The organism is Plantibacter sp. Mn2098, from assembly GCF_049319745.1.
GTDB lineage: Bacteria > Actinomycetota > Actinomycetes > Actinomycetales > Microbacteriaceae > Plantibacter.
In genome coordinates, this window is sequence record NZ_JBMOUH010000004.1 from 144,295 (window position 1) to 163,975 (window position 19,681).

The following is a 19,681-nucleotide window of genomic DNA, read 5'->3' on the forward strand; positions in this document are numbered from 1 at the left end:
AAGTTCGACGTTTGCCGTGGTTCAGGTGCAACACCGAGGCAGGGGAGTGACGATCGAACAAGTGTCGCGGACATCCGAGAGAGCGAATTGCTACATCTTCGGAGATGTCGAGTGTGCAGCTGCCTCCACCGGTCGTGGAGGGGTGGCTGTCGACAGGGCGCTTCGGCATCTATCTCGCCGCGACGGACCACAACACAGATCGCGCGCTTGCGCTCTACGAGTGGAACGCTCGCGCGACGTCAGCTTGCTTGCAGGACATCGGGCACTTCGAAGTGCTGCTCCGGAACAGATACGACGTACAGCTGCAACGCCACCATCCCGGTTGGTCTGACGCTGACAATGCACTCTGGCATCTCGAGGATGGGCGCGAGAGGACCCGCTTCAAGCAGCGGCACGCGAACTCCATGTCGCGGAAGAAGCTCGATCACGCACGAGGGCGGTTGCCTGATCGAACACACGGGCACATCGTCGCCAACCTCACCTTCGGATTCTGGAGCGCACTGTCTGCGGCTGAGCGGGCCAACACGATCTGGACCCCGGTTCTCAGCCAGGTGTTCCCTGGCCGAGCCAGAGGCCCTATCCATGATCGTTTGACGAAGCTCAAAGGCTTCCGGAATAGGCTCGCGCATTGGGAGCCGTTGTTCAGCAGGACGACGGCTCTGCTTCGCCAGCTCGATGACGTGGACACGCTGTTCCAACTCCTGGACCCGGATGTCGCGCGATGGGTCGGGCAACGATCGCAGGTTGTGCAGTTGCTCCGCGGGTCGCCCGAGCCGCTCTTCGGGGCTTGTCCGCGCGACTATCTCGGATCCGCCTCATCCTGAACCGGGGTGGTCGAGGTCGCGCCACGTCAGTCGCGCAAGCGGGCCACGAGGCCCACGGGATCCGCCAGGAGGCCGCGGAAGCCGAGGTCGGCCGCCCCGATGAGGAGCCGATCGCTGCCGAGCGCCGGAACACCGAGCGTCACCTGCTGACTGAGCCGCGGCATCGCGCTCACCGTCGTCGCCGCTTCGAGATCGGCTCGCCCGGCTTCGAGCAGCGTCGACAGGAATCCGTCGAAGAGGATGAGCTCAGGATCGAACGCGAGCACCGCGGCCCGGACGCCGAGACACGTAAGGGCGATCTCGCGACGCAGGTCCTCTGCAGGCACGGGCGGAGGAGTCACGCCGTGACGGGAGGCGTCTCGGGCGTCGGCCTGCGGGAACACGTCGCGGAGACGGACCTCGGCCTGGAAGCATCCGAGTGAGCCACACACGCACAGGCGCCCGCCCGGCTTGACGATCGTGTGCGCGAGTGAGGACGCCATCCCGACGTTCCCGGAGAGCAGCCGACCGTTCACGATCGCCGCCGAACCGATGCCGCCCGGCCCGCCGTACAGGTAGTACACGTTCGGCCGGTCCTTCCCGGCGCCCCAGATGCTCTCGGCCGTCACCCCGAGGTGTGCGTCGAAGCGGACCCAGGCGTCCAGACCGGTCGCAGCCGAGAGGTGTTCGGCGAACGGCTCCCCGTCCCAGGAGATGGATGCGGCGAAGACTTCGTTGTGCTCCGATCCGCTCACGAAGCCGGGGACGGCCGCACCGATCCCGACGAGGAGGGCGTCCGCCGGGAGCGCCGCGCGGGACTCGTCGATGATCGCGGCCACAGCATCGGCCGTCGCCATCGATGTGGTCGCCCGCTCGAGCGGCACCCAACGTTGATGCACGATGGTCGCGCCCAGGGTGGCGAAGCCGACCGTCAAGCCGCGTGCATCGCGACTCACCCCGACGCTCAGGACGTCGTCCCTCGGTTCGACCGTCGGCGACGGACGGCCGGACTTGAAGTTCGCCTCCGGTTCCGACTCGAAGCACAGGCCGACGCGCTCCAGCTCGGCCACGAGACCCTTCACCGACGAGCGGGCGAGCCCGGACGCGTGCGTAATCTCCGTTCGCGACAGACGACGGTTGTGGTGCAGGATGCCCAGGACCGTCGACAGATTGTGCCGGCGCATGTCATCGGAGTTCGCTCCGCCTCCCGACAAGGCCATGTGCACCTCCTCGCGTCCACGGTCGTCCTCGGACAATAGTGCCAGTACCGGCGTCCGTTCGGGCTGCATGGGTGCCTCGGCGTTCTGTGAGCGTTGCGCGGGAGCTGCGTGAGAGAAGGAAGACCGCGTGAGGGAAGGACGTTCTTGCGCGCAGGGACCTTCTGTGGTGCGGATCTCCTTGCGTCAGGCGGAGGTGGGGGCTGCAGCGGACGCTGCCCAGGCGGCGATGGCGGCCCAATCGCCGGCGGGACGATGCTCCGCGAGGTAGGCGGCGACGTCTACGGCCCGCGGCGCGCTCGCCGCACCGCCCAGACGCCGGACGGACAACGACGCGCACAAGCATCCGAACTGCAGCCGTGTGCGGAGGTCCCATCCGAACCGCTCGGACGCCATGAACGACGCCGTGAACACGTCGCCTGCGCCGGTCGGGTCGACGGCCGCGACGATGACGGCCGGCACCTCCACGAGCTCGCCGGTCCCTGCGTTAAACGCCACCGCACCGTCGCGTCCGCGCGTCACCACGACCTGCTCGACGTGTTCGCCGAGCGCCCGCGCCGCGGCGGCCGCGTCCTCGGTGCGCGTGTAGCGCATCGCTTCGAGGTCGTTCGGGATGAAGACGTCCAGACCGTCCAGCCGTGCGAGCGTCGCGGCGGACCACTCGCCGGTCGCATCCCAGCCGACCCCGCCGACGACGGTCGTGCCCGCTGCCCGCAGCCTGGGCACCCAGGAGGGCAGTTCCGCCGCCGCGTTGACGTGGGTCGCACCGACGCGCACGGCATCATCGGTCCAGACGAGCGGCAGCCCCGGCTCCTGGTAGGTGACGAAGCTGCGCTCGTGCTCACCGGTCAATGCGGCGCTCACGGGCGTCTGGTATCCGACCGTCCGGCGCAGCCATCGCAGGTCGAGGTCGGCCTCTGCGGCGAGGATCGATGCCAGGTGCGAGCCGAGCGGGTCGAACCCCAGTTCGGAGAGCAGCGCGGTCCGAGCGCCCAGTCGCGCGGCGGCGACGGCACGGTTCGCGGTGCCGCCCGGGGTGATCGTGAACGCGTCCGCGAAGACCTCTGCGCCGGGCTCCGGCATCGCGACGTTGGAGAAGATGAGGTCGCAGAAGACGTCCCCTGCGAAGAGCAGGTCGACGGGCGTGGGCTGCGCGACGGGTGTGGCCTGCGCGGGCTTCGCGGCGCTCACGGCCTGCGCGGTGTCGGCCATCCCGGCCGTGCGCTCGGTGCTGGACACGTGGCTCCCTGCTCGATGGTGGTGCGAGTCTCGCCGGTGACGACATCGCGTCGCCACCTCGATCATCATATCGAGCATGTCGGATGCGTAAAATGATCGAACTTGCTCGAATGTGCGTAAAACCTGCGATAAGGTCGACGCATGATCGTGAGAGAACGTCGAGACCGCATCGTCACCGCACTGCGGGCCAACGGTGCGGCATCCGTGAGGGAGCTCGCCGACGAGCTCGATGTGAGCGAGGCCACCATCCGCCGCGACCTGCTGCTGCTCGACCGGAACGGCGAGCTGACCCGCACCTGGGGCGGCGCCGTCCTCCAGCCGGGCGCGACCGTCGGTGAAGACGGCCAGGAGGCGGAGCCGGAGGGGCCGTTCGCCCAGTTCGACGACGTCGAGAACAAGCAGAACATTGCCACAGCCGCCGCAGCGCTCGTCGAGGATGGGAGCGTGGTGATCCTCGACATCGGCACGGTGACCCGGCTCATCGCCCGCCGGCTGCGGGGTCGCGACGTCACGGTCATCACGAGCAGCATCGCCGTCTTCGATGAGCTGCGCGACGACGAGACGGTGCGGCTCGTCCTCCTGGGCGGCGTCGTCCGGCGCAACTACCGCAGCCTCGTCGGCTCGCTCGCGGAACAGGCGCTCCACCAGGTGAGCGCGGACATCGTGTTCCTCAGCTGCACGGGAGTCCGTCCGACCGGACACGTGGTGGACAACATGGCGGTCGAAGCGCCGATCAAGCAGTCGATGATCGCAGCGGCCGACTCGCTCGTCCTCCTCGCGAGCGGGGCCAAGTTCCCCGGGAACGGCGCGCTCCGGCTGTGCGAACTCGCCGACGTCGACGTCCTCATCACCACGGCGGACGCCCCGGCGGACACCGTCGAACTGTGTCGGCAGGCCGGCGGAGAGGTCGTGGTCGTATGAAGCTCTGCATCCTCGGCGGCGGTGGATTCCGCACCCCGCACGTCTATCAGGCGCTCCTGGCGGACCGGGCGACGCCGCGGGTCACCGAGGTCGCGCTCTACGACGTCGACGCCTCCCGCCTCGCCACGATGACCGCGATCCTCCGCGAGATGGGCGCCGGGCACCCGGATGCGCCGACGCTCGTCCCGACCACCGATCTGCACAACGCCGTTGCCGGCAGCGATTTCGTCTTCGCCGCCTTGCGCGTCGGCGGGCTGGAAGGCCGCTGCTGCGACGAGCACGTCGCCCTCGACGCCGGTGTGCTCGGCCAGGAGACCACCGGCCCTGGCGGCCTCGCGTACGCCATCCGCACCATTCCGGTGATGCTCCAGATCGCCCAGGTGGTCAAGGATCTCGCGCCGGACGCGTACGTGCTGAACTTCACCAACCCGGCCGGCATCATCACCGAGGCGATGCAGGGAGCCCTCGGCGACCGCGTGCTCGGCATCTGCGACACGCCGTCGGGTCTCGGGCGTCGCGTCGCGTCATCGCTCGGCCTCGATCCGGCCAGGGTGCAGCTCGACTACATCGGCCTCAACCACCTCGGCTGGATGCGACGGGTGCTGTACAACGGACGCGACGTCCTCCCGGAACTGCTCGCGGACGATGCGAGACTCGGCGCACTGGAGGAGGGCCAGCTGTTCGGGCTCGACTGGATCCGCACGCTGGGCGCCATCCCCAACGAGTACCTCTACTACTACGACTTCACACGTGACGCGGTGCGCAGCATCGTCTCCTCCGGGGCAACGAGGGGCGACTACCTGCAGACGTCGCAGACCGAGTTCTACGAGCGGGCCCAGGCTGTGGACCCCGGCGCAGACATCGCATCGCTCTGGCGGTCAACGGTCGACAGCCGCAGTGCGAGCTACATGGCCGAGGCGCGCGGCGACGAGCCGGGAACAGAGTCCGACGAGTGGTACGAATCGGCGGCGGAGGACGAGTCGGCGCAGGGCGGATACGCGGGGGAGGCAGTCGCGGTGATGGCCGCCATCAGCCGCAACGAGCGCACGACGATGATCCTCAACGTCCGAAACAACGGCACGATCGCGGGGCTCCCGGACGATGCCGTGGTGGAAGTGCCGACGACCGTCGACGCCAACGGCGTGCACCCGCTGTCGACCGCGCAGCCGGACCTGCGCCAGCTGGGGCTGATGTTGCAGGTGAAGGCCGTCGAGCGGCACGCGATCGCCGCCGCCACGACGGGTTCACGCGATGAGGCGCTCCAGGCGTTCGCGCTGCATCCGCTCGTCGACTCGGTGAACGTTGCCCGTGAGCTGCTGAGCGGGTACATCGCGCGCATCCCCGAGGTGGCGGCGGTGCTCACGCGGTAGGCGGGTAGCGCGGATCCGTGATCTGCGCGGCAGCAGGAGATCCGCACGAGAGAAGGACGATATCTCGCGCAGGGTCCTTCTGCCGTGCGGTTCTCCTGCTGCCGGGCATGGCCCGCACACGCGCCACTACTTGTAGAATCGGGGAGTCGGCCAGGCGGAGCAGACACGGCGAACAGAACACGATCGACGCGGAAGGGCGGACACACGATGGCGGAACGACGTCCCCGGGGCGAGCTCGAGTCGCTCGTGCTCAAGGCCCTCTGGTCGAGCAGCACACCGCTTTCCGCACGTGACCTCCAGGGCACCTTCGACGACCCGGAGGCCACGCCGGCGTTGACCACTCTCCTGACCGTCCTCGACCGTCTGGTGAAGAAGGGCAACGTCATCAAGGAGCCGGCCGCCGGTGCCGGCTTCGTGTTCTCCGCCGCTGAGTCGGAGTCCTCCTACGCCGCCGATTCGATGGTCACCGCGCTCCTGTCCAGTTCGGATCGCAGTGCTGCGCTCCTCCGGTTCGCCGGGCAGCTCGGCGATCAGGACGTCGAAGCGCTGCGCAAGGCGCTCGGCCCCGACGCGTCCGCGGCAGACGCCGAGTAGCCGCCGATGCCCCCGCTCGTGGTGATCGCGTCGCTGCTCGGCGCGGCGGCACTGCTCATCGTGGGGGCGCCGTTCCTCCTCGCCCGCGGCGCCTGGCGGGTCACGTATCCCCGCCTGGCGCTCGCGCTCTGGCACGCCGCGTTCGCGATCGGCGTCCTGTGCGCGGTCGCGAGCCTGCTGTGGACCACGGCGTTCGCGTGTCTTCTGGGCAGTGCTGGCTGCACCGGCTGGTTGGAGCCGACGGTCGTAGTGATCGCGGCGTGGGTCGGTCTGGCGGGGTTCGGCGCGATCGTCGCGCTCGTGGTGTCCCGCACGGAGCCGCTGGCCGAGGCCGATCGTGCCCTGCGCCTGCAGCTCACCCACCTGACGGCGACCAACCGATGCCACGACGTGCGCGGGGTGCGCGTGGTCGTCCTCGAATCCGACGTCCCGGTCGCGTTCAGCGTCCGCGGCGACGATGCGCGGGTGGTGGTCACGACCCGCCTCGAACGCGAGCTGACGCCGGCCCAGCTGCGTGCCGTCATCGAGCACGAGCGGGCGCACCTCGTGCAGCACCACGGTTTCATCAGCCAGCTGGCGCAGGTGAACCGGGCCTGTCTGCCGGCCGTGCCGGCCGCGCGCGAGTTCGAGCGGACCACGAAGTTCCTCGTCGAGCTCATCGCGGACGATGCCGCGGCGCGCGTCGTGGGGGCGGCCGCGGTCGCCAACGCGCTGCTGCGGGTCGGCACCATGCAGGGTGACGAGTCGGTGCTGTTGCGGGCCCGCCGCATCGCGCAACGCCCGCCGCGCGGCAGCGTCTCGACGCGGCGGGTCCCGGTGGAGCAGGCGCCAGTCTTCTCCTGACGCGGTGGCCGGTCGCGGCCCTTCGACAGGCTCAGGGACCGGGGGTTCGGGCCCTTCGACAAGCTCAGGGACCGGCGCGTGGGAGAAGGAGAACCGCGCGAGAGAAGGACGGATTGTGGCGCAGAGGCCTTCTGTGGCGCGGTTCTCCTTCTGCGGTGCGGGGGCGCGCGGAGGGCGGCGGCGGTCAGGGCGCTAGGTCGGGGCGGTCCGGCTCGTAGCCGCGCAGGCGCAGGCTGTTCGACACGACGAGGACGGACGACAGTGCCATCGCCGCCGCCGCGATGAGCGGGTTCAGGAAGCCGAGCGCCGCGAGGGGGATGGCCGCGATGTTGTACCCGAACGCCCACACGAGGTTCCCGCGGATCGTGCGGAGGGTCTTGCGGGAGAGCTGGACGGCGTCCGCGACGACCCGCAGGTCCTCGCGGACGAGGATGATGTCGGCGGCCTTCATCGCGATGTCGGTGCCCCGCATCATCGCGAGCCCAAGGTTGGCGGTCGCGAGGGCGGCGGAGTCGTTGATGCCGTCGCCCACCATCGCGACGCGTCGTCCGTCCGCCTGGAGGGCACGGATCGTGTCCGCCTTGTCCGCCGGGAGGACGCCGGCGATGACCTGGTCGACGCCGATCGTCGCACCGACGACCCCGGCGACGACCTCGTTGTCCCCCGTGAGCAGGATGGTGCGCAACCCGAGTCCGCGGAGGCGTGCGACGGCGGCTTCCGCCGAGGGCTTGATCGTGTCCGTCAGCCCGAAGACCGCGAGGACGACGCCGTCGGCGACGAGGGTCACGGCGGTCGCACCCCCTGCTTCGACGTCGCCGACGATCGACGCCAGGCCGTCGTCGACGACCACACCGGCCTCATGGAGCAGACGCAGGTTGCCGATCACGCACTCCGCCCCCTCCACGACCCCACGCCCGCCGAGCCCGGCCAACGCCTCGTAGTCGACCACCGCAGGGAGGTCGCGATGCTCGGTGAGCGCCTCCTCGACGACGGCCGCCGCGATCGCGTGCTCCGACCCGGTCTCCAACGCCCCCGCGATCCGCAGCGCCTCCGCACGTGTCGCCGCCCCGAGCGGGATCGTCGTCGCCACCCGCATCCGCCCGGTCGTCACGGTCCCGGTCTTGTCCAGCACAACCGTGTCGATGACGCCGGAGGCCTCCAGGGCGTCCTGCCCCTTGATCAGGATGCCGAGCTGCCCGCCGCGCCCGACCCCGACCATCAGCGCCGTCGGCGTCGCCAAGCCGAGTGCGCACGGGCACGCGATGATGAGGACCGCGATCCCGTTGCCGACGGCGACGCTCGCGTCGCTGCCGAGGAGCAGCCACACGGTCGTGACGACGATCGCCAGCACGATGACGGCCGGCACGAACACGGACACCACCCGGTCCGCGAACGTCTGCACTCCCGCCTTCCGACGTTGTGCGTCCTCGGTGAGTGCGGCCATCTGTGCGAGCCTCGTGCGGGTTCCGACGCTCTCCGCAGTGAATTCGAGGCGTCCGGTGACGTTGACGGTGCCGCCGACGACCCGATCGCCGGGGCCTGCCTCCTGGGGCACGGGTTCACCGGTCATCGCGCTCGTGTCGAGGGTGGAGTGGCCCGCGGTCACGATGCCGTCGGCCGGGATCCGCTCGCCGGGCAGCACCACGACGGTGTCCCCGACGCGCAGCCGGCCGGCCGGAATGACCGTCTCGACGCCGTCGGCCGTGCGGATGCGCGCCTCCCGTGCCGCGAGGTTCCCGATCGCGTTGAGGACGTCGCCCGCCCGCCGTCTCGACCGGGTCTCGAAGTAGCGCCCGCCGAGCTGGAAGGTGATCATCCCCGCGGCGACGTCCAGGTAGATCGAGTCGGCACCGGCGGGCGTCACCCCGAATCCGAGCCAGTACCCCGGCGTGGTGCTCGGCGCGAAGACGAGCGTGTACACGGCCCACCCGAAGGACACGAGGCTGCCGAGCGACACGAGCGTGTCCATGCTCACCGAGCCGTGGCGGAGGTTCCGCACGGTCGCCCGGTGGAACGGCCAAGCCGCCCAGAAGACGATCGGGAGGGCGAGCAGGACGCACACGAGCTGCCAACCGGGGAACCGGAACCCGGGTGCGAGGGCGAGGAGGATCGTGAGGTCGCAGAGTGGGATCGTCAACAGCGCCGAGACGGCGAGTCGGCGTCGCAGCGACGAGATCTTGACCTCGGTCGCGCGTGCTGACCAGGCGTCGTCATCCGTGGCGCGGACGCTGGCCGTGTATCCGGCGCGTGTGACCGCATCGATCGCCGCCTGCGGATTCCCGGGGTCGATGCCGATGACGGTGGCCCGTTCGGTCGCGAAATTGACCGATGCCGTGACGCCGTCCAGCTTGTTGAGCTTCCGTTCCACCGTGTTGGCGCAGGCGGAGCACGTCATGCCGCCGACGTTCAGTTCGAGGACGTCCGTGGGGATCTGCAGCGTGCTCGTCATGCCGGTTCGCTTTCGGTCCTGGTGTCCGTCTGGAGGTTCGTCTCCCGTTTGGAGAGCTGTTCGAGCATCGCGTTGTAAGCGTCGAAACTGTCGTCGATGCCACTGTCCAGATGTCGGTCGACGCGTTTGGCCTGCTTCGCGTCCTGCCTGGCCCACTGCGTCACGAGTGCGATGACGACGACGATGAGCGGCAGCTCCCCTGCGGCCCAGGCGATGCCGCCGCCGACGTACTGCGTCTGCGCGAGGTCCGTCATCCAGGGGGCGCCGATGTAGCGGTAGAACAGCTCGGCGATGATCGTCTTGTCGGACATGATGATGACGCCGAAGAACGCGTGGAACGGCATCGCCGCCAGAACGAGCCCGAGTTTGCCGATGTGCGGGAGCGGGCGGGGCGGTTTGTCGACGCCGATGACGAGGCCGTAGAAGAGGTACCCGATGCCGATGAAGTGCAGGTTCATCACCTGGTGCGCCCAGTGGTATCGCAACGCCTCGCCGAAGATCGGTGTGAGGTAGAGGAGGTAGTAGCTGCCGACGAATGCGACGAACACCCACAACGGGTTGGAGACGGCGTGGGTGAACTTCCAGTTGAGCAGAGCCGTGATCCACTCGTGCGGGCCCGTCGGCTGGTCGCGTCTGCGGGGTGTTGTGGCGCGGAGGGCGAGGGTCGCGGCGCCGCCGAGGACGAGCAGGAGCGGTCCGAGCATGTTGAGCGACATGTGGAGCAGCATGTGGAGGCTGAACGAGACGCTCGAATAGCGGCCGAGGCCGGAGGAGGTGGTGAGGACGATGACGACCCAGCCGAGCACCCACGCGACGGTGCGGCCGAGCGGCCACGGGTCGCCGCGCCGCCGCAAGCGGACGACGCCCCACAGGTAGAGCAGGACGCCCACCACGGCGAGGGCGATGAAGAGGATGCTCGGACGCCAGTCGAAGAACAACCGGTCGAGCGTCGGCGCCGGGGTGATGTCGTAGCCGAGGAAGAGCTGCGACACCGAGGTCGGCACGAAGTAGACGGGCGGTGCGATGCGGGTCATCGCGACCGTGATGCCGAGGGAGGTGGACAGGAGGATCGCGGCCGTGATGATCGGTGCGCGGCCGGCTGCGGCCATCGGCTGCTTCGTGCGGCGGATCCGCAGCGCGAGGGCGCCGAGGACGGCCAGGAGGAGGAATTTCACGCCGAAGAGCGCAGCCGTCGGCGTTGCGAGTCCGGCCGGCGTCGCCAGCTCGAAGGCGGCGATGATCACCTGCGTGACGGCGACGACCGCGGCGCACACGATGCTCAACCGCACGTACCTGGTCCGCGTGAGGAGGGACGGGGTGGTGCCGCTGCGGGCCCAGCGGACGCCGATCACCAGCGTCGTCCCGATCCACACCGCCGCCGCCGGGGTGCCGAAGATCGCGGCGTCGCTGCCCCAGTCGTGGTTGGGGCCGACGAGGACCTGCGTCACGACCACCGGCGCGAGGATCGCGAGGAGCGAGAGGGCCGCGAGCAGCACCGTGGTCTGCCAGGTGCGCACGAGCGTCGCCGAGCAGAAGATCGCGAACGCGATGACCGTCGCGAAGATCCACGCGCCGGGCAGATAGGAGCCCTGCACGAGGTAGAGGAGCGCGCCGGGGGTCGCGAGCCGGGTGATCGGCTGGCCGCCGGCATCGGCCGCGTCCACCGCGATGAGCAGGAGCGCGGCTCCTGCCCAGACGAGTGAGCTCCACCGGACGATCGACAGGTCCGTCCACGAGGCTGTGAACCGCTGCTCGCCCTGCTTCGGGCGGATGAATGCCGTGTACACGAGGGCGCCGATGCAGACCGTGCTCGCGAGTTCTGCCGTGGTGCGGAGGACGGCGCTGAGGAGCGAGGTCGGCAAGCCGGGGAAGCTGCGGTCGAGGACCGTGTAGCCGGACGGGCCGAGGATGACGACGGTCGTGATGACGACGGCGAGCGGGATGGCCGCGATGGCGAGGGGGAGGAGGGTCGGCTTGTGGGCTGCCCGGGCTGTTGCTGTTGCCGGCGCTGCTGTCGGCGCTGGGCCCGTCGCCGGGACTGCGTTCCCGGCCGCCGCATCGGTCGTCGCGGGGGATGACGAGTCGAACTGCACGCCGACGTCCTTTCCGATCGAGGCCCCCGCTCCGGTCGACTCTACAACATGTAGAGAGAAGTTCCTCACGGCACTTGCGCAGCGTTCTACATCTTGTAGAGTGATCGTTCGTCAGGCCGAGCCCACCGCCGACGAGCACCAGCGTCGGCCATCCAACCCGAGGAGTCCCATGCGTCGTCGCATCGTTTCCGCAGCGGCGGTCACCGCCGTCGCAGCCCTGTCCGCCCTCGCGCTCGCCGGATGCGTCGGCGGATCGGGCGCCGCTGCCAGCGGCTCACCGGCCGGAAGCGGTTCGTCCGCCTCCGCCGGCGCCTACCGACCCGTCACCGTCACGAGCTGCGGCATCGACCTCCGCTTCACCGCACCGCCGAAGCGAGCCGTCACCATCCAGCAGGGCGCGACCGAGATCATGCTCTCCCTGGGCCTCGAGCATCAGATGGCCGGCACCTCGAACCTCATCGGCGAGATCCCGAAGAATCTCGCGGCCGCCTACGCCTCCGTGCCGGTGCTCTCCGCCTCCGTCGTCGACTCGCAGGAAGCGCTCCTCAAGGAGAACCCCGACTTCGTCTACTCGACCTACGGCTCCCAGTTCACCGGTGATCAACTCGGCACCCGCGAGGAGCTCGAGTCGCTCGGCGTCCCCGCCTACCTCTCCAACACCGACTGCCAGAACTCCGCCGTGAAACCGAAATCGGCCACCTTCGACCAGCTGTTCCAGCAGTACCGCGACATCGCGGATGTCTTCGGCGTCCCCGACCGTGCAGAAGCCCTCATCCGGACCCAGCAGAAGATCGTGGACGAAGCCAAGCAGACCGGTGCGAAGGTCCACGGCGACCCCACGGTGCTCTGGTTCTACTCCACCTACAACGGCACCCCGTATGTGGCCGGCGGCACCGGCATCCCGACGAACATCGACGAACTCACGGGCACTCGCAACGTGTTCGCGAACGTGCACGAGAACTGGCCGGAGGTCTCCTGGGAGGCGATCGCGAAAGCCGACCCGGACATCATCGTGCTCGCCGACCTGTCCGAGCGGGGCAAACCGGGCGACTCGGCCGCCGACAAGCTCAAGATGCTCGAAAGCGACCCGGCCACCAAGGACCTCACGGCGGTCAAGAACCACCACCTCATCACCGTCTCCGGGGTGCCCCTCGACCCGTCGTCGCGCACGGTCGATTCGCTGACCGACTTCCTCGCCGGGCTGCGGGCGCTCGGGTACGTGTCGTGATCCGGTGGGGGTTGCAGCCCCCGCTCCGCCGCCGGGCCGTTGTGCTCTCGATCGGCTCCCTCGTGCTGGTCGCCTCGATGGTCGCCGGGTCCTACATCGGGACGGCGGACATGTCCTTCGTGGACGTCTCGACGACACTGTTCCACCACCTCGGCCTCGGCGCGCAGACCCTGCCGGACCTGCAGGACGCGATCGTGTGGCAGCTCAGGGCGCCGCGGGTCGTCGAAGCGGCGGTCGTCGGCGCCGCGCTCGCCGTGTGCGGGTGCATGCTGCAGGCCGTCACGCGGAATCCGCTCGCCGACCCGTACCTGCTCGGGACCTCGTCCGGGGCGTCGGCCGGCGCCATCGCGGTGTACCTGCTGGGGATCGGCGGCGGGGTGCTCTCGGTCGCTGGTGGCGCCATCGTGGGCGCAGGGCTGTCGTTCGCGATCGTGCTCGTGCTGCTCGGTCGGCGGGGATTCGACAGCACGCGCGGGGTGCTCGTCGGGGTCGTCGTCGGGCAGTTCTTCAGCGCTGTGGGATCGTTCGTGATCACCGCGTCCGGCGATGCCAACGCCGTGTACGGGATCACCCACTGGCTCCTCGGCGACCTCTCGGCGACGAGGTGGGCGTCCGCGCTGCCCGGCCTGCTCGTGTGCGTCCCGTGCCTCGTCATCGCGTGGATGCTGTCGCCGTCGCTCGATGCGCTGTCGTTCGGGGACGACACCGCCGCATCGCTCGGGGTGCACGTGCGGCGGTTGCAGACGACCGTGCTCGTGCTCTCGGCGGTCATCGTCGGGACCGTCGTCTCGACGGTCGGCGCGATCGGATTCGTCGGACTCATCGTGCCGCACGCGGTCCGGTTCCTGTCCGGCCCCAGGCACCGCTGGCTCATCCCGATGTCCGCCATCGCCGGCGCCGTGTTCCTCATCTGGACCGATGCCATCGCCCGGGTCGCGTTCTCGCCGCAGGAGATCCCGGTGGGCGTGTTCACCGCGATCGTGGGGGTGCCGTTGTTCGTCATCATCATGAAGCGGAGGGGGCAGCTGTGAGGATCGATGCGGCCGGTGTGTGCTGGGGGCCGGCGGGCGAGGACGTCCTGCACGACGTGAGCGTCGCCATCGGGCACGGGCGGACGGTCGGGGTGGTCGGACCGAACGGGTCGGGGAAATCATCGCTGCTGCGAGTGCTGGCGGGGCTGCGGCGGCCGGGGCGGGGTGTCGTCCGGTACGACGGTGACGATGTGCGGCGGATGTCGGCCAGGCGGCGTGCGCTGCGGGTCGCGTTCCTGGATCAGGCGGCCGGGGCGGCGACGGAGTTGAGCATCGAGGACGTCGTCGGGTTGGGGCGGCTGCCGCATCGAGGGGTGGGTGGGCTTGGCGCTGCGCTGGGTGGGTTTGGCGGTCTGCGCCGTCGTTCTGGTGCGGGTGGTCTGGTCGGTGCGGGTGGCCTGGCTGGTGCGGATGGTCGTGAGCGCGGTCGAGGAGGCGCAGCGGCCGACCGTGAGGCCATCGAGGAGGCGTTGGACTGGACGGGGCTCACCGGGTTGCGGCGGATGCCGTGGTCGGCGGTGTCCGGTGGCGAGCAGCAGCGGGCGCATCTCGCGCGGGCGTTGGCGCAGCGTGCGGAGTGTCTGATCCTCGATGAGCCGACGAACCATCTCGACATCGAGCATCAGCTGGAGATCCTGCAGTTGGTGCGGGGGCGGTCGGGGGTCACGAACGTGATCGCGTTGCACGATCTCGACCTCGCCGCGCGGTATTGCGACGATCTCATCGTGCTGCAGGACGGCCGGGTCCAGGTCGTGGGGCCGCCGGCCGAGGTGCTCACGGAGTCGCTCGTCCGTCGGGTGTTCCATGTGCAGTTGGAGCGGACGACGTCCTCGTCCGGCGCTCCCGGTCTGTCGCTGACGCTCCCTGTGCCGCCCGACAGAAGGTAAACCGCCCCGCAGAAGGTTCGTCCCGCCCAATTCCACCTTCCCTGGCGCGGTTCACCTTCTCCCAGGCATCACTCTCCCGTCCGCCTTCTCCCGCCAGCTCGCGAACTGTCACTCGTGGCTGTTCTCGCGCGCTGAAAGCCACCACAACCGCCAGCTCGCGAGCTGTCACTAGTGGCTGGAATGACGGTCGTCGAAGCCGCCACAACTGCCAGTTCGCGGGCTGGCTAGAGGCTGGGCAGGTGGCCGCGGGCCGTCGCCATCGTGCGTGCGATGAGCAGGGTCGGATCGACGATGCCGCCGGCGCGGATGAGCGCGTCGAGTTCCGCGAGCGGCATGCGGACGACGCGGACCTGTTCGGCCGGGTCGCTCAGATCAGCGGTGCCCTCGTCGACGGCGGTCGCGATGAAGAGGTGCACGAGCCAGGACGAACGACCCGGATTCGGTGAGAACGTGAGCAGCGGTTCGATCGATCCGGCGACGAGGCCCGTCTCCTCCTCGCACTCGCGGATCGCGGCATCGATCGGTGACTCGCCGAGGTTGCCGCCGCCGGCCGGCAGATCGTAGATCCACTGGTCGATCGGATAGCGATACTGGCGCGTGAGCACGATCTCGTCGCCCGGGAGGACGATGAGCACCGCGACCGCGAAGGGCGCGCTCGTGTCGACTTCGAAGCGCGTCCGGCTGCCGTCCGGCAGTTCCACGTTGCGTTCGACGACGGTCATCCGCCCCTGGTAGACGACTCGTTCGCCTGTTGTCAGCCAGCCCGGTTCATCGGTTCCGGGCTTCGTCGCCAACCTGTTCTCCCTCATCGTCATCCGCCAACCCTAGCCCGCGAGCTGTCAGTCGTGGCTGCTCTGACGGCCCGTATCCAGCCACTGCTGTCAGCTCGCGAGCTGGACGGATGGGTGTTCCAGGCGCGGAGCGCGAAGCGACCAGATGATCAGCCACACGGCGCCGCATGGTGCGACGAACGGCAGGAGCATCACCGTCACCGCCCCGAATGCCGCGGAGGCGGCGATGCCACAACCGATCGAGATGGCTGCTCGGCCGACCGCCCCGATCGCCCCGACCTGGAGCACACGACCGATCAGCACGGCACAGGCCACCCCGACCCAGACGCTGCCGGCGACGACGAGCGGCCATTGCGCGTCGTGCCCGGCGCCGAGCGCTTGCGCAGCCGCGCCGAACCCGAGACACACGATGATCGAGCCTGCGATGAACCACACCCACCGTCCGTGCAGACTCGCCATCGCGATGCCCGCGCCGAGGACGAACGGGACGGCCGCGATGGCACCGACCGCCAGTCCGGCATTCATCGCCTGCGTCCCGTCGACCGCAGCGAGCATCCCGAGCGACTCCAGTCGCCAGTGACTCCCGCTGAGCGCGAACGCGACGCAGCCGAGACCGATGACGGCGCTGACGCCGGCGAGTCCGATGATGGTTCGACGCTGCAGGATCCGCATCGGCGTCCGCACCCGAGTCGTGGAGGCGTACACCGATGTCGCTGCTCCAGAGCCGGAGCTCGTGGCCGCGGTACCGCTCCGTCCTCGAGTCAGGCGTGGCACGGCCACCAGGATGATGATGGACACGATGATCGCGCTCACGAGGCCGGTTGCGGGAGCGGCGACGCTGAGTCCCGCGGGGATGACGCAGGTGGCCGCGAGCACGATGGCCCCCGCCTGTCGCGTCCGTCGGTTTCGAATGGACGACAGCAGGCCAGCGAAAATCGGAGCTGAGACACCGGTCGCCACCAGCCACGACGTGAGCGCGAGTGGAATGAACAGCTCGCCGAACGGCGATCGTGGGAGTCCGGCATCCGCCTCGGTGAAACCCGTCGTCCATGCCAGCATCGCCAGCATCCCGAGCACCCAGGCGACCGGTGCGAACAGCGCGACGCCGACCGCGGCCGGCGCGCTGAGGGTGCCGGTGTGACGCAGCACGGCGGCAACGGCTGGCGACAGGAGCGCTGGTGCGACCGCGATGGTCACGATCGAGACGATCAGGCTCGCCGAATCTCCCCAGGGTGTCCTGGTGAGCGCTACGAACCACAGCGCTGAGGCGAGAGTCGATGCGACGAGAGCGGTCAGAGCAAGCCGCGATGCGACGGTGAGGGAGAGCCGTTCTCCGGCGCCGTGCAGGCGGATCGACCAGGCATCTCGCATCGAGATTCGAGACGCACCGGGGATTCCGGCCGAGGCTGCTTCATCGGCTACGTCCTCAAGCATGCCCAGTACGACCTCTTCGTGCTCTGTGCGCCAGGCCCGTGGATACCACCGGAGGAGTCGTCGGTGGCGTCGGATGCGCTCGTTCACCACGCTGCCACGCGGGGGAGCGCGGGCGTGATGCCGCCTCCAGCCGGTTCGCGGCCGCTCGTGGTGCGGGCTGCCAATCGGGTGCGAGCCGCCGTGACTCGTGCTTGGAGCCGCTCCGTCTCGGCGATGAGTGCGGCGCGGCCGCCGGGGGTGAGTTCGTAGTATCGGCGGGCTCTTCCCTCGACGATCTCCTCGCCGCTCACCTGGATGAGTCCGGACTGCACGAGTCGTTCGAGGCCCGCGTACAGCGTGGTGACGCGCAGTGTGGCCGTGCTGTCGCTGATGTCCTGGACATCGCGCAGGATGGCGTATCCGTGGCGGGGCTCGCGCGCGAGCGCGGTCAGGATCCAGAAAGCTGACTCACTCAACGTCGTCATGCACCGACCATATACCCAGATTGGTAATATCCCCACGCCTGGCCCGCGAACTGTCAGTCGTGGCTGCTCTGACGGGCTGTATCCAGCCACTGCTGTCAGCTCGCGAGCTGACAGCAGTGGTCGTTTTCGGAGGCTGAAACCAGCCACAACTGACAGTTCGCGGGCAGAAGCGGTTGGTTTGAAGGTTGACAGTTAGAGATTTAACAGTTAGAGTTCTGAGCATGGACGAACAGGGAATCACCTTCACGAGCAGCCTCGAACTGGTCCGATGGATCGGGTGGGCGCAGCGGAAGGCCGGCGAGGACTGGATCCGCGAACGCGAACTCAGTCACGAGCAGGGCTTCGTGCTCGGCTACCTCGTGCAGAACCCCGGTTCGATCCAGCGCGACATCGCGCAGATCAGTCGCACGAGCGCCGCGAGCGTGTCGAGCCTCCTGCAGGGGCTCGAACGCCGAGGCCTCGTCGAGCGTCGCACGGAACCGGGCAACGAACGCAGCAAACGCGTTTTCGCCACTCCGGCCGGCGCCGAGCTCATCGCCGGGTTCGACAGCGCGATGGCCGCCGCCGACGAAACGATCCTCGCCCCCTTGGACCAAGACGAGCGCGAGACGCTGCTCGCCATCCTCAAGAAGGTCACCGCGGTCCTCCCGCAGCCGACCCGCTCGTAGTCGCGATCGCCGCCGGCATCTGAAGACCGGCCGGCGACGCCGCCTCAGAACTCACCCTCCGCCGTGCCGGCGTTCGTCGGCGCGCGCTCGAGCCTGCCCGGAAAGGAGCAGTCATGAGCACCATGAACCTCAACGAAACCGACCCGGCCGCCGATCCGCCCGCCGCGGCCGCGACCTCCGCCGCAGTGCCTACCCCGGCCGCGACCTCCGCAGCCGTCGGCACCAACCGCTGGTACCTCTCCACCGCACCGATCCTCCGCGCCCTCGTCCACCTGTGTGTGCCGATGGCGTCGGCGATGATCGTCAGCGCCCTCTACAACGTCATCAACGCCGGCTTCATCGGCTCCCAACACGACAGCGCACTGCTCGCGGCGATCACCTTCGGCACGCCGCTCCTCGGCCTGGTGATGGGCGTCGGCGGCGTGTTCGGCGTCGGTGGCGGAGCGCTCATCTCGCGTCTGCTCGGCGCGGCAGAGCAGGATCCGCAGCAGGCCGGCCAGATCAAGCAGGTCTCATCGTTCTCCGTGTGGGGCGCCGTCATCACGGGCGCCGTGCTGGGTGTCATCGGCCTGATCTTCCTGAATCCGCTCGTCTCGCTCCTCGGCGCCGATGCTGCCGCAGCCCCCGCGACGAGCGCGTACGTCGGCGTGATGCTCGCGTTCGTCCCCGTCCTCGCTGCGGCGTTCTGTCTCGAACAGATCGTCCGATCCGAGGGCGCCGCCCGACAGGTGATGATCGGCCTCATTGCGTCGACCATCGCGAACATCGTGTTCGACGTCGTCTTCATCCTCGTCCTGCACTGGGGCGTCGGCGGTGCGGCGCTCGCGATGGGGCTCTCGAACCTCGGCGTCGTCATCTACTTCATGGTCTGGCTGCAGCGGAACAGCGAGCACATCAGCCTCGCGCCGCGGTGGTTCACGCTGTCGCCCGCCGTCCTCAAGCCCGTCTTCGGCATCGGCGTGGGTGAACTGCTCCAGTCCGCCTTCCTCATCGTCACCTCGCTCGTGCTCAACAACCTCGCCGTCGCGTACGGCGACAGCGCCCTCGCGGCGATGGGCGTCGCCGTGCGCATCGCCCAGGTGCCGGAGTTCCTTGTGATGGGCGTCACGCTCGGCATCCTGCCACTCCTCGCCTACGCCTACGGCAAGGGGGACCGGGCCCGTCTGATGTCGGCGCTGCGGGTCTCCGCATCGACGGTCGGTGCGATCGTCATCGTGTCCTCGGTGGTCGTGTTCATCTTCCGCGAGCAGGTGTTCTCCGCGTTCTCGTCGGATCCCTCGGTGCTCGGCATTGGTGTGACGATCCTCACCGCACAGCTCGTCGCGATGATCGTGAACGGATTCACCGGGCTCATCACGTCGCTCTTCCAAGCGGCCGGGCGATCCGTCCCGGCGATCGTGATGTCGATGTCGCAGGGCGTGTTGTTCATCCCGATCGTGCTCCTCGGGAACCTGTGGTTCGGGCTGGCCGGCATCATCTGGTCGCTCACGGTGAGCGAGGGGATCGTGTTCGTCGTCGGTGTTGGGCTGTGGCTGGCGTCGCGGCGGGCGATCGATCGTGGGCTGGCCGATGGCAGCGCCGAGCGTGCCGAGGCGGTGCTGGAGGATGCGGCCTGAGGGAGGCAATGCGCGCATCGCCTCCCATCCGAC

The 19,681-nt window shown here is 69.1% G+C and carries 16 protein-coding genes; 9 read left to right on the forward strand and 7 right to left on the reverse strand.

Features of this window, described 5'->3' with window-relative positions:
• Window positions 1-850: 850 nt before the first annotated feature.
• Together ACL9RL_RS08015 and ACL9RL_RS08020 are read right to left on the reverse strand one after the other, a co-directional pair.
• A complete protein-coding gene (locus ACL9RL_RS08015; RefSeq protein WP_422779700.1) occupies window positions 851-2,023 on the reverse strand; it encodes an ROK family protein in 1,173 nt (390 codons plus the stop codon).
• A 183-nt stretch (window positions 2,024-2,206) separates the two neighbouring features.
• Window positions 2,207-3,259, reverse strand: coding sequence for a carbohydrate kinase family protein (locus ACL9RL_RS08020; RefSeq protein WP_422779701.1), 1,053 nt, complete (start codon window positions 3,257-3,259; stop codon window positions 2,207-2,209).
• A gap of 141 nt (window positions 3,260-3,400) precedes the next feature.
• Here ACL9RL_RS08020 and ACL9RL_RS08025 point away from each other — a divergent pair, with 141 nt between their 5' ends.
• From ACL9RL_RS08025 to ACL9RL_RS08040, 4 genes are all read left to right on the forward strand, one after another.
• Entirely contained in the window at window positions 3,401-4,180 is a 780-nt protein-coding gene (locus ACL9RL_RS08025; RefSeq protein WP_422779702.1) for a DeoR/GlpR family DNA-binding transcription regulator, read from the forward strand.
• Window positions 4,177-5,550, forward strand: coding sequence for a 6-phospho-beta-glucosidase (locus ACL9RL_RS08030; protein ID WP_422779703.1), 1,374 nt, complete (start codon window positions 4,177-4,179; stop codon window positions 5,548-5,550). The genes ACL9RL_RS08025 and ACL9RL_RS08030 overlap by 4 nt, the downstream gene beginning before the upstream one ends.
• A 207-nt stretch (window positions 5,551-5,757) precedes the next feature.
• Entirely contained in the window at window positions 5,758-6,144 is a 387-nt protein-coding gene (locus ACL9RL_RS08035; RefSeq protein WP_422779704.1) for a BlaI/MecI/CopY family transcriptional regulator, read from the forward strand.
• Window positions 6,145-6,150: 6 nt separating this feature from the next.
• Window positions 6,151-6,987, forward strand: a complete 837-nt coding sequence (locus tag ACL9RL_RS08040) for a M56 family metallopeptidase (protein WP_422779705.1) — start codon at window positions 6,151-6,153, stop codon at window positions 6,985-6,987.
• Between the two features lie 184 nt (window positions 6,988-7,171).
• On the opposite strand, the gene ACL9RL_RS08045 is transcribed toward ACL9RL_RS08040, so the two are convergent.
• Both ACL9RL_RS08045 and ACL9RL_RS08050 read right to left on the reverse strand, forming a co-directional pair.
• Window positions 7,172-9,436 (reverse strand): heavy metal translocating P-type ATPase, encoded by a 2,265-nt coding sequence (locus ACL9RL_RS08045; protein ID WP_422779706.1) that lies wholly within the window; start codon window positions 9,434-9,436, stop codon window positions 7,172-7,174.
• The gene (locus ACL9RL_RS08050) at window positions 9,433-11,529 is read right to left on the reverse strand and encodes a cytochrome c oxidase assembly protein (protein WP_422779707.1); all 2,097 of its coding nucleotides are present in this window, start codon (window positions 11,527-11,529) and stop codon (window positions 9,433-9,435) included. Before ACL9RL_RS08050 ends, ACL9RL_RS08045 begins: the two co-directional genes overlap by 4 nt.
• A gap of 169 nt (window positions 11,530-11,698) precedes the next feature.
• Between ACL9RL_RS08050 and ACL9RL_RS08055 the strand changes: the two genes are divergently transcribed.
• The 3 genes from ACL9RL_RS08055 to ACL9RL_RS08065 are packed head-to-tail and all read left to right on the forward strand — an operon-like array spanning window position 11,699 to window position 14,675.
• On the forward strand, window positions 11,699-12,757 hold the full coding sequence (locus ACL9RL_RS08055) for an ABC transporter substrate-binding protein (RefSeq protein WP_422779708.1): 1,059 nt from the start codon (window positions 11,699-11,701) through the stop codon (window positions 12,755-12,757).
• Entirely contained in the window at window positions 12,754-13,788 is a 1,035-nt protein-coding gene (locus ACL9RL_RS08060; protein WP_422779709.1) for a FecCD family ABC transporter permease, read from the forward strand. Before ACL9RL_RS08055 ends, ACL9RL_RS08060 begins: the two co-directional genes overlap by 4 nt.
• Window positions 13,785-14,675, forward strand: coding sequence for an ABC transporter ATP-binding protein (locus tag ACL9RL_RS08065; RefSeq protein ID WP_422779710.1), 891 nt, complete (start codon window positions 13,785-13,787; stop codon window positions 14,673-14,675). Before ACL9RL_RS08060 ends, ACL9RL_RS08065 begins: the two co-directional genes overlap by 4 nt.
• Before the next feature lie 224 nt (window positions 14,676-14,899).
• Here the strand turns inward: ACL9RL_RS08065 and ACL9RL_RS08070 are convergent, their stop codons facing one another.
• The 3 genes from ACL9RL_RS08070 to ACL9RL_RS08080 form a co-directional block, all read right to left on the reverse strand.
• Window positions 14,900-15,490 carry an NUDIX hydrolase gene (locus ACL9RL_RS08070; RefSeq protein WP_422779711.1) on the reverse strand — a complete coding sequence of 197 codons (591 nt, stop codon included), beginning with the start codon at window positions 15,488-15,490 and terminating at the stop codon, window positions 14,900-14,902.
• A gap of 66 nt (window positions 15,491-15,556) precedes the next feature.
• Window positions 15,557-16,900 (reverse strand): hypothetical protein, encoded by a 1,344-nt coding sequence (locus tag ACL9RL_RS08075; protein ID WP_422779712.1) that lies wholly within the window; start codon window positions 16,898-16,900, stop codon window positions 15,557-15,559.
• Between the two features lie 83 nt (window positions 16,901-16,983).
• Window positions 16,984-17,364 (reverse strand): PadR family transcriptional regulator, encoded by a 381-nt coding sequence (locus ACL9RL_RS08080; RefSeq protein WP_422779713.1) that lies wholly within the window; start codon window positions 17,362-17,364, stop codon window positions 16,984-16,986.
• 221 nt (window positions 17,365-17,585) lie between these two features.
• On the opposite strand from ACL9RL_RS08080, the gene ACL9RL_RS08085 reads away from it, so the two are divergent.
• A complete protein-coding gene (locus ACL9RL_RS08085) occupies window positions 17,586-18,032 on the forward strand; it encodes a MarR family winged helix-turn-helix transcriptional regulator (RefSeq protein ID WP_422779714.1) in 447 nt (148 codons plus the stop codon).
• Between the two features lie 113 nt (window positions 18,033-18,145).
• Complete coding sequence (locus tag ACL9RL_RS08090; protein ID WP_422779715.1) at window positions 18,146-19,648, forward strand: MATE family efflux transporter; 1,503 nt, start codon at window positions 18,146-18,148, stop codon at window positions 19,646-19,648.
• Window positions 19,649-19,681: the final 33 nt, after the last annotated feature.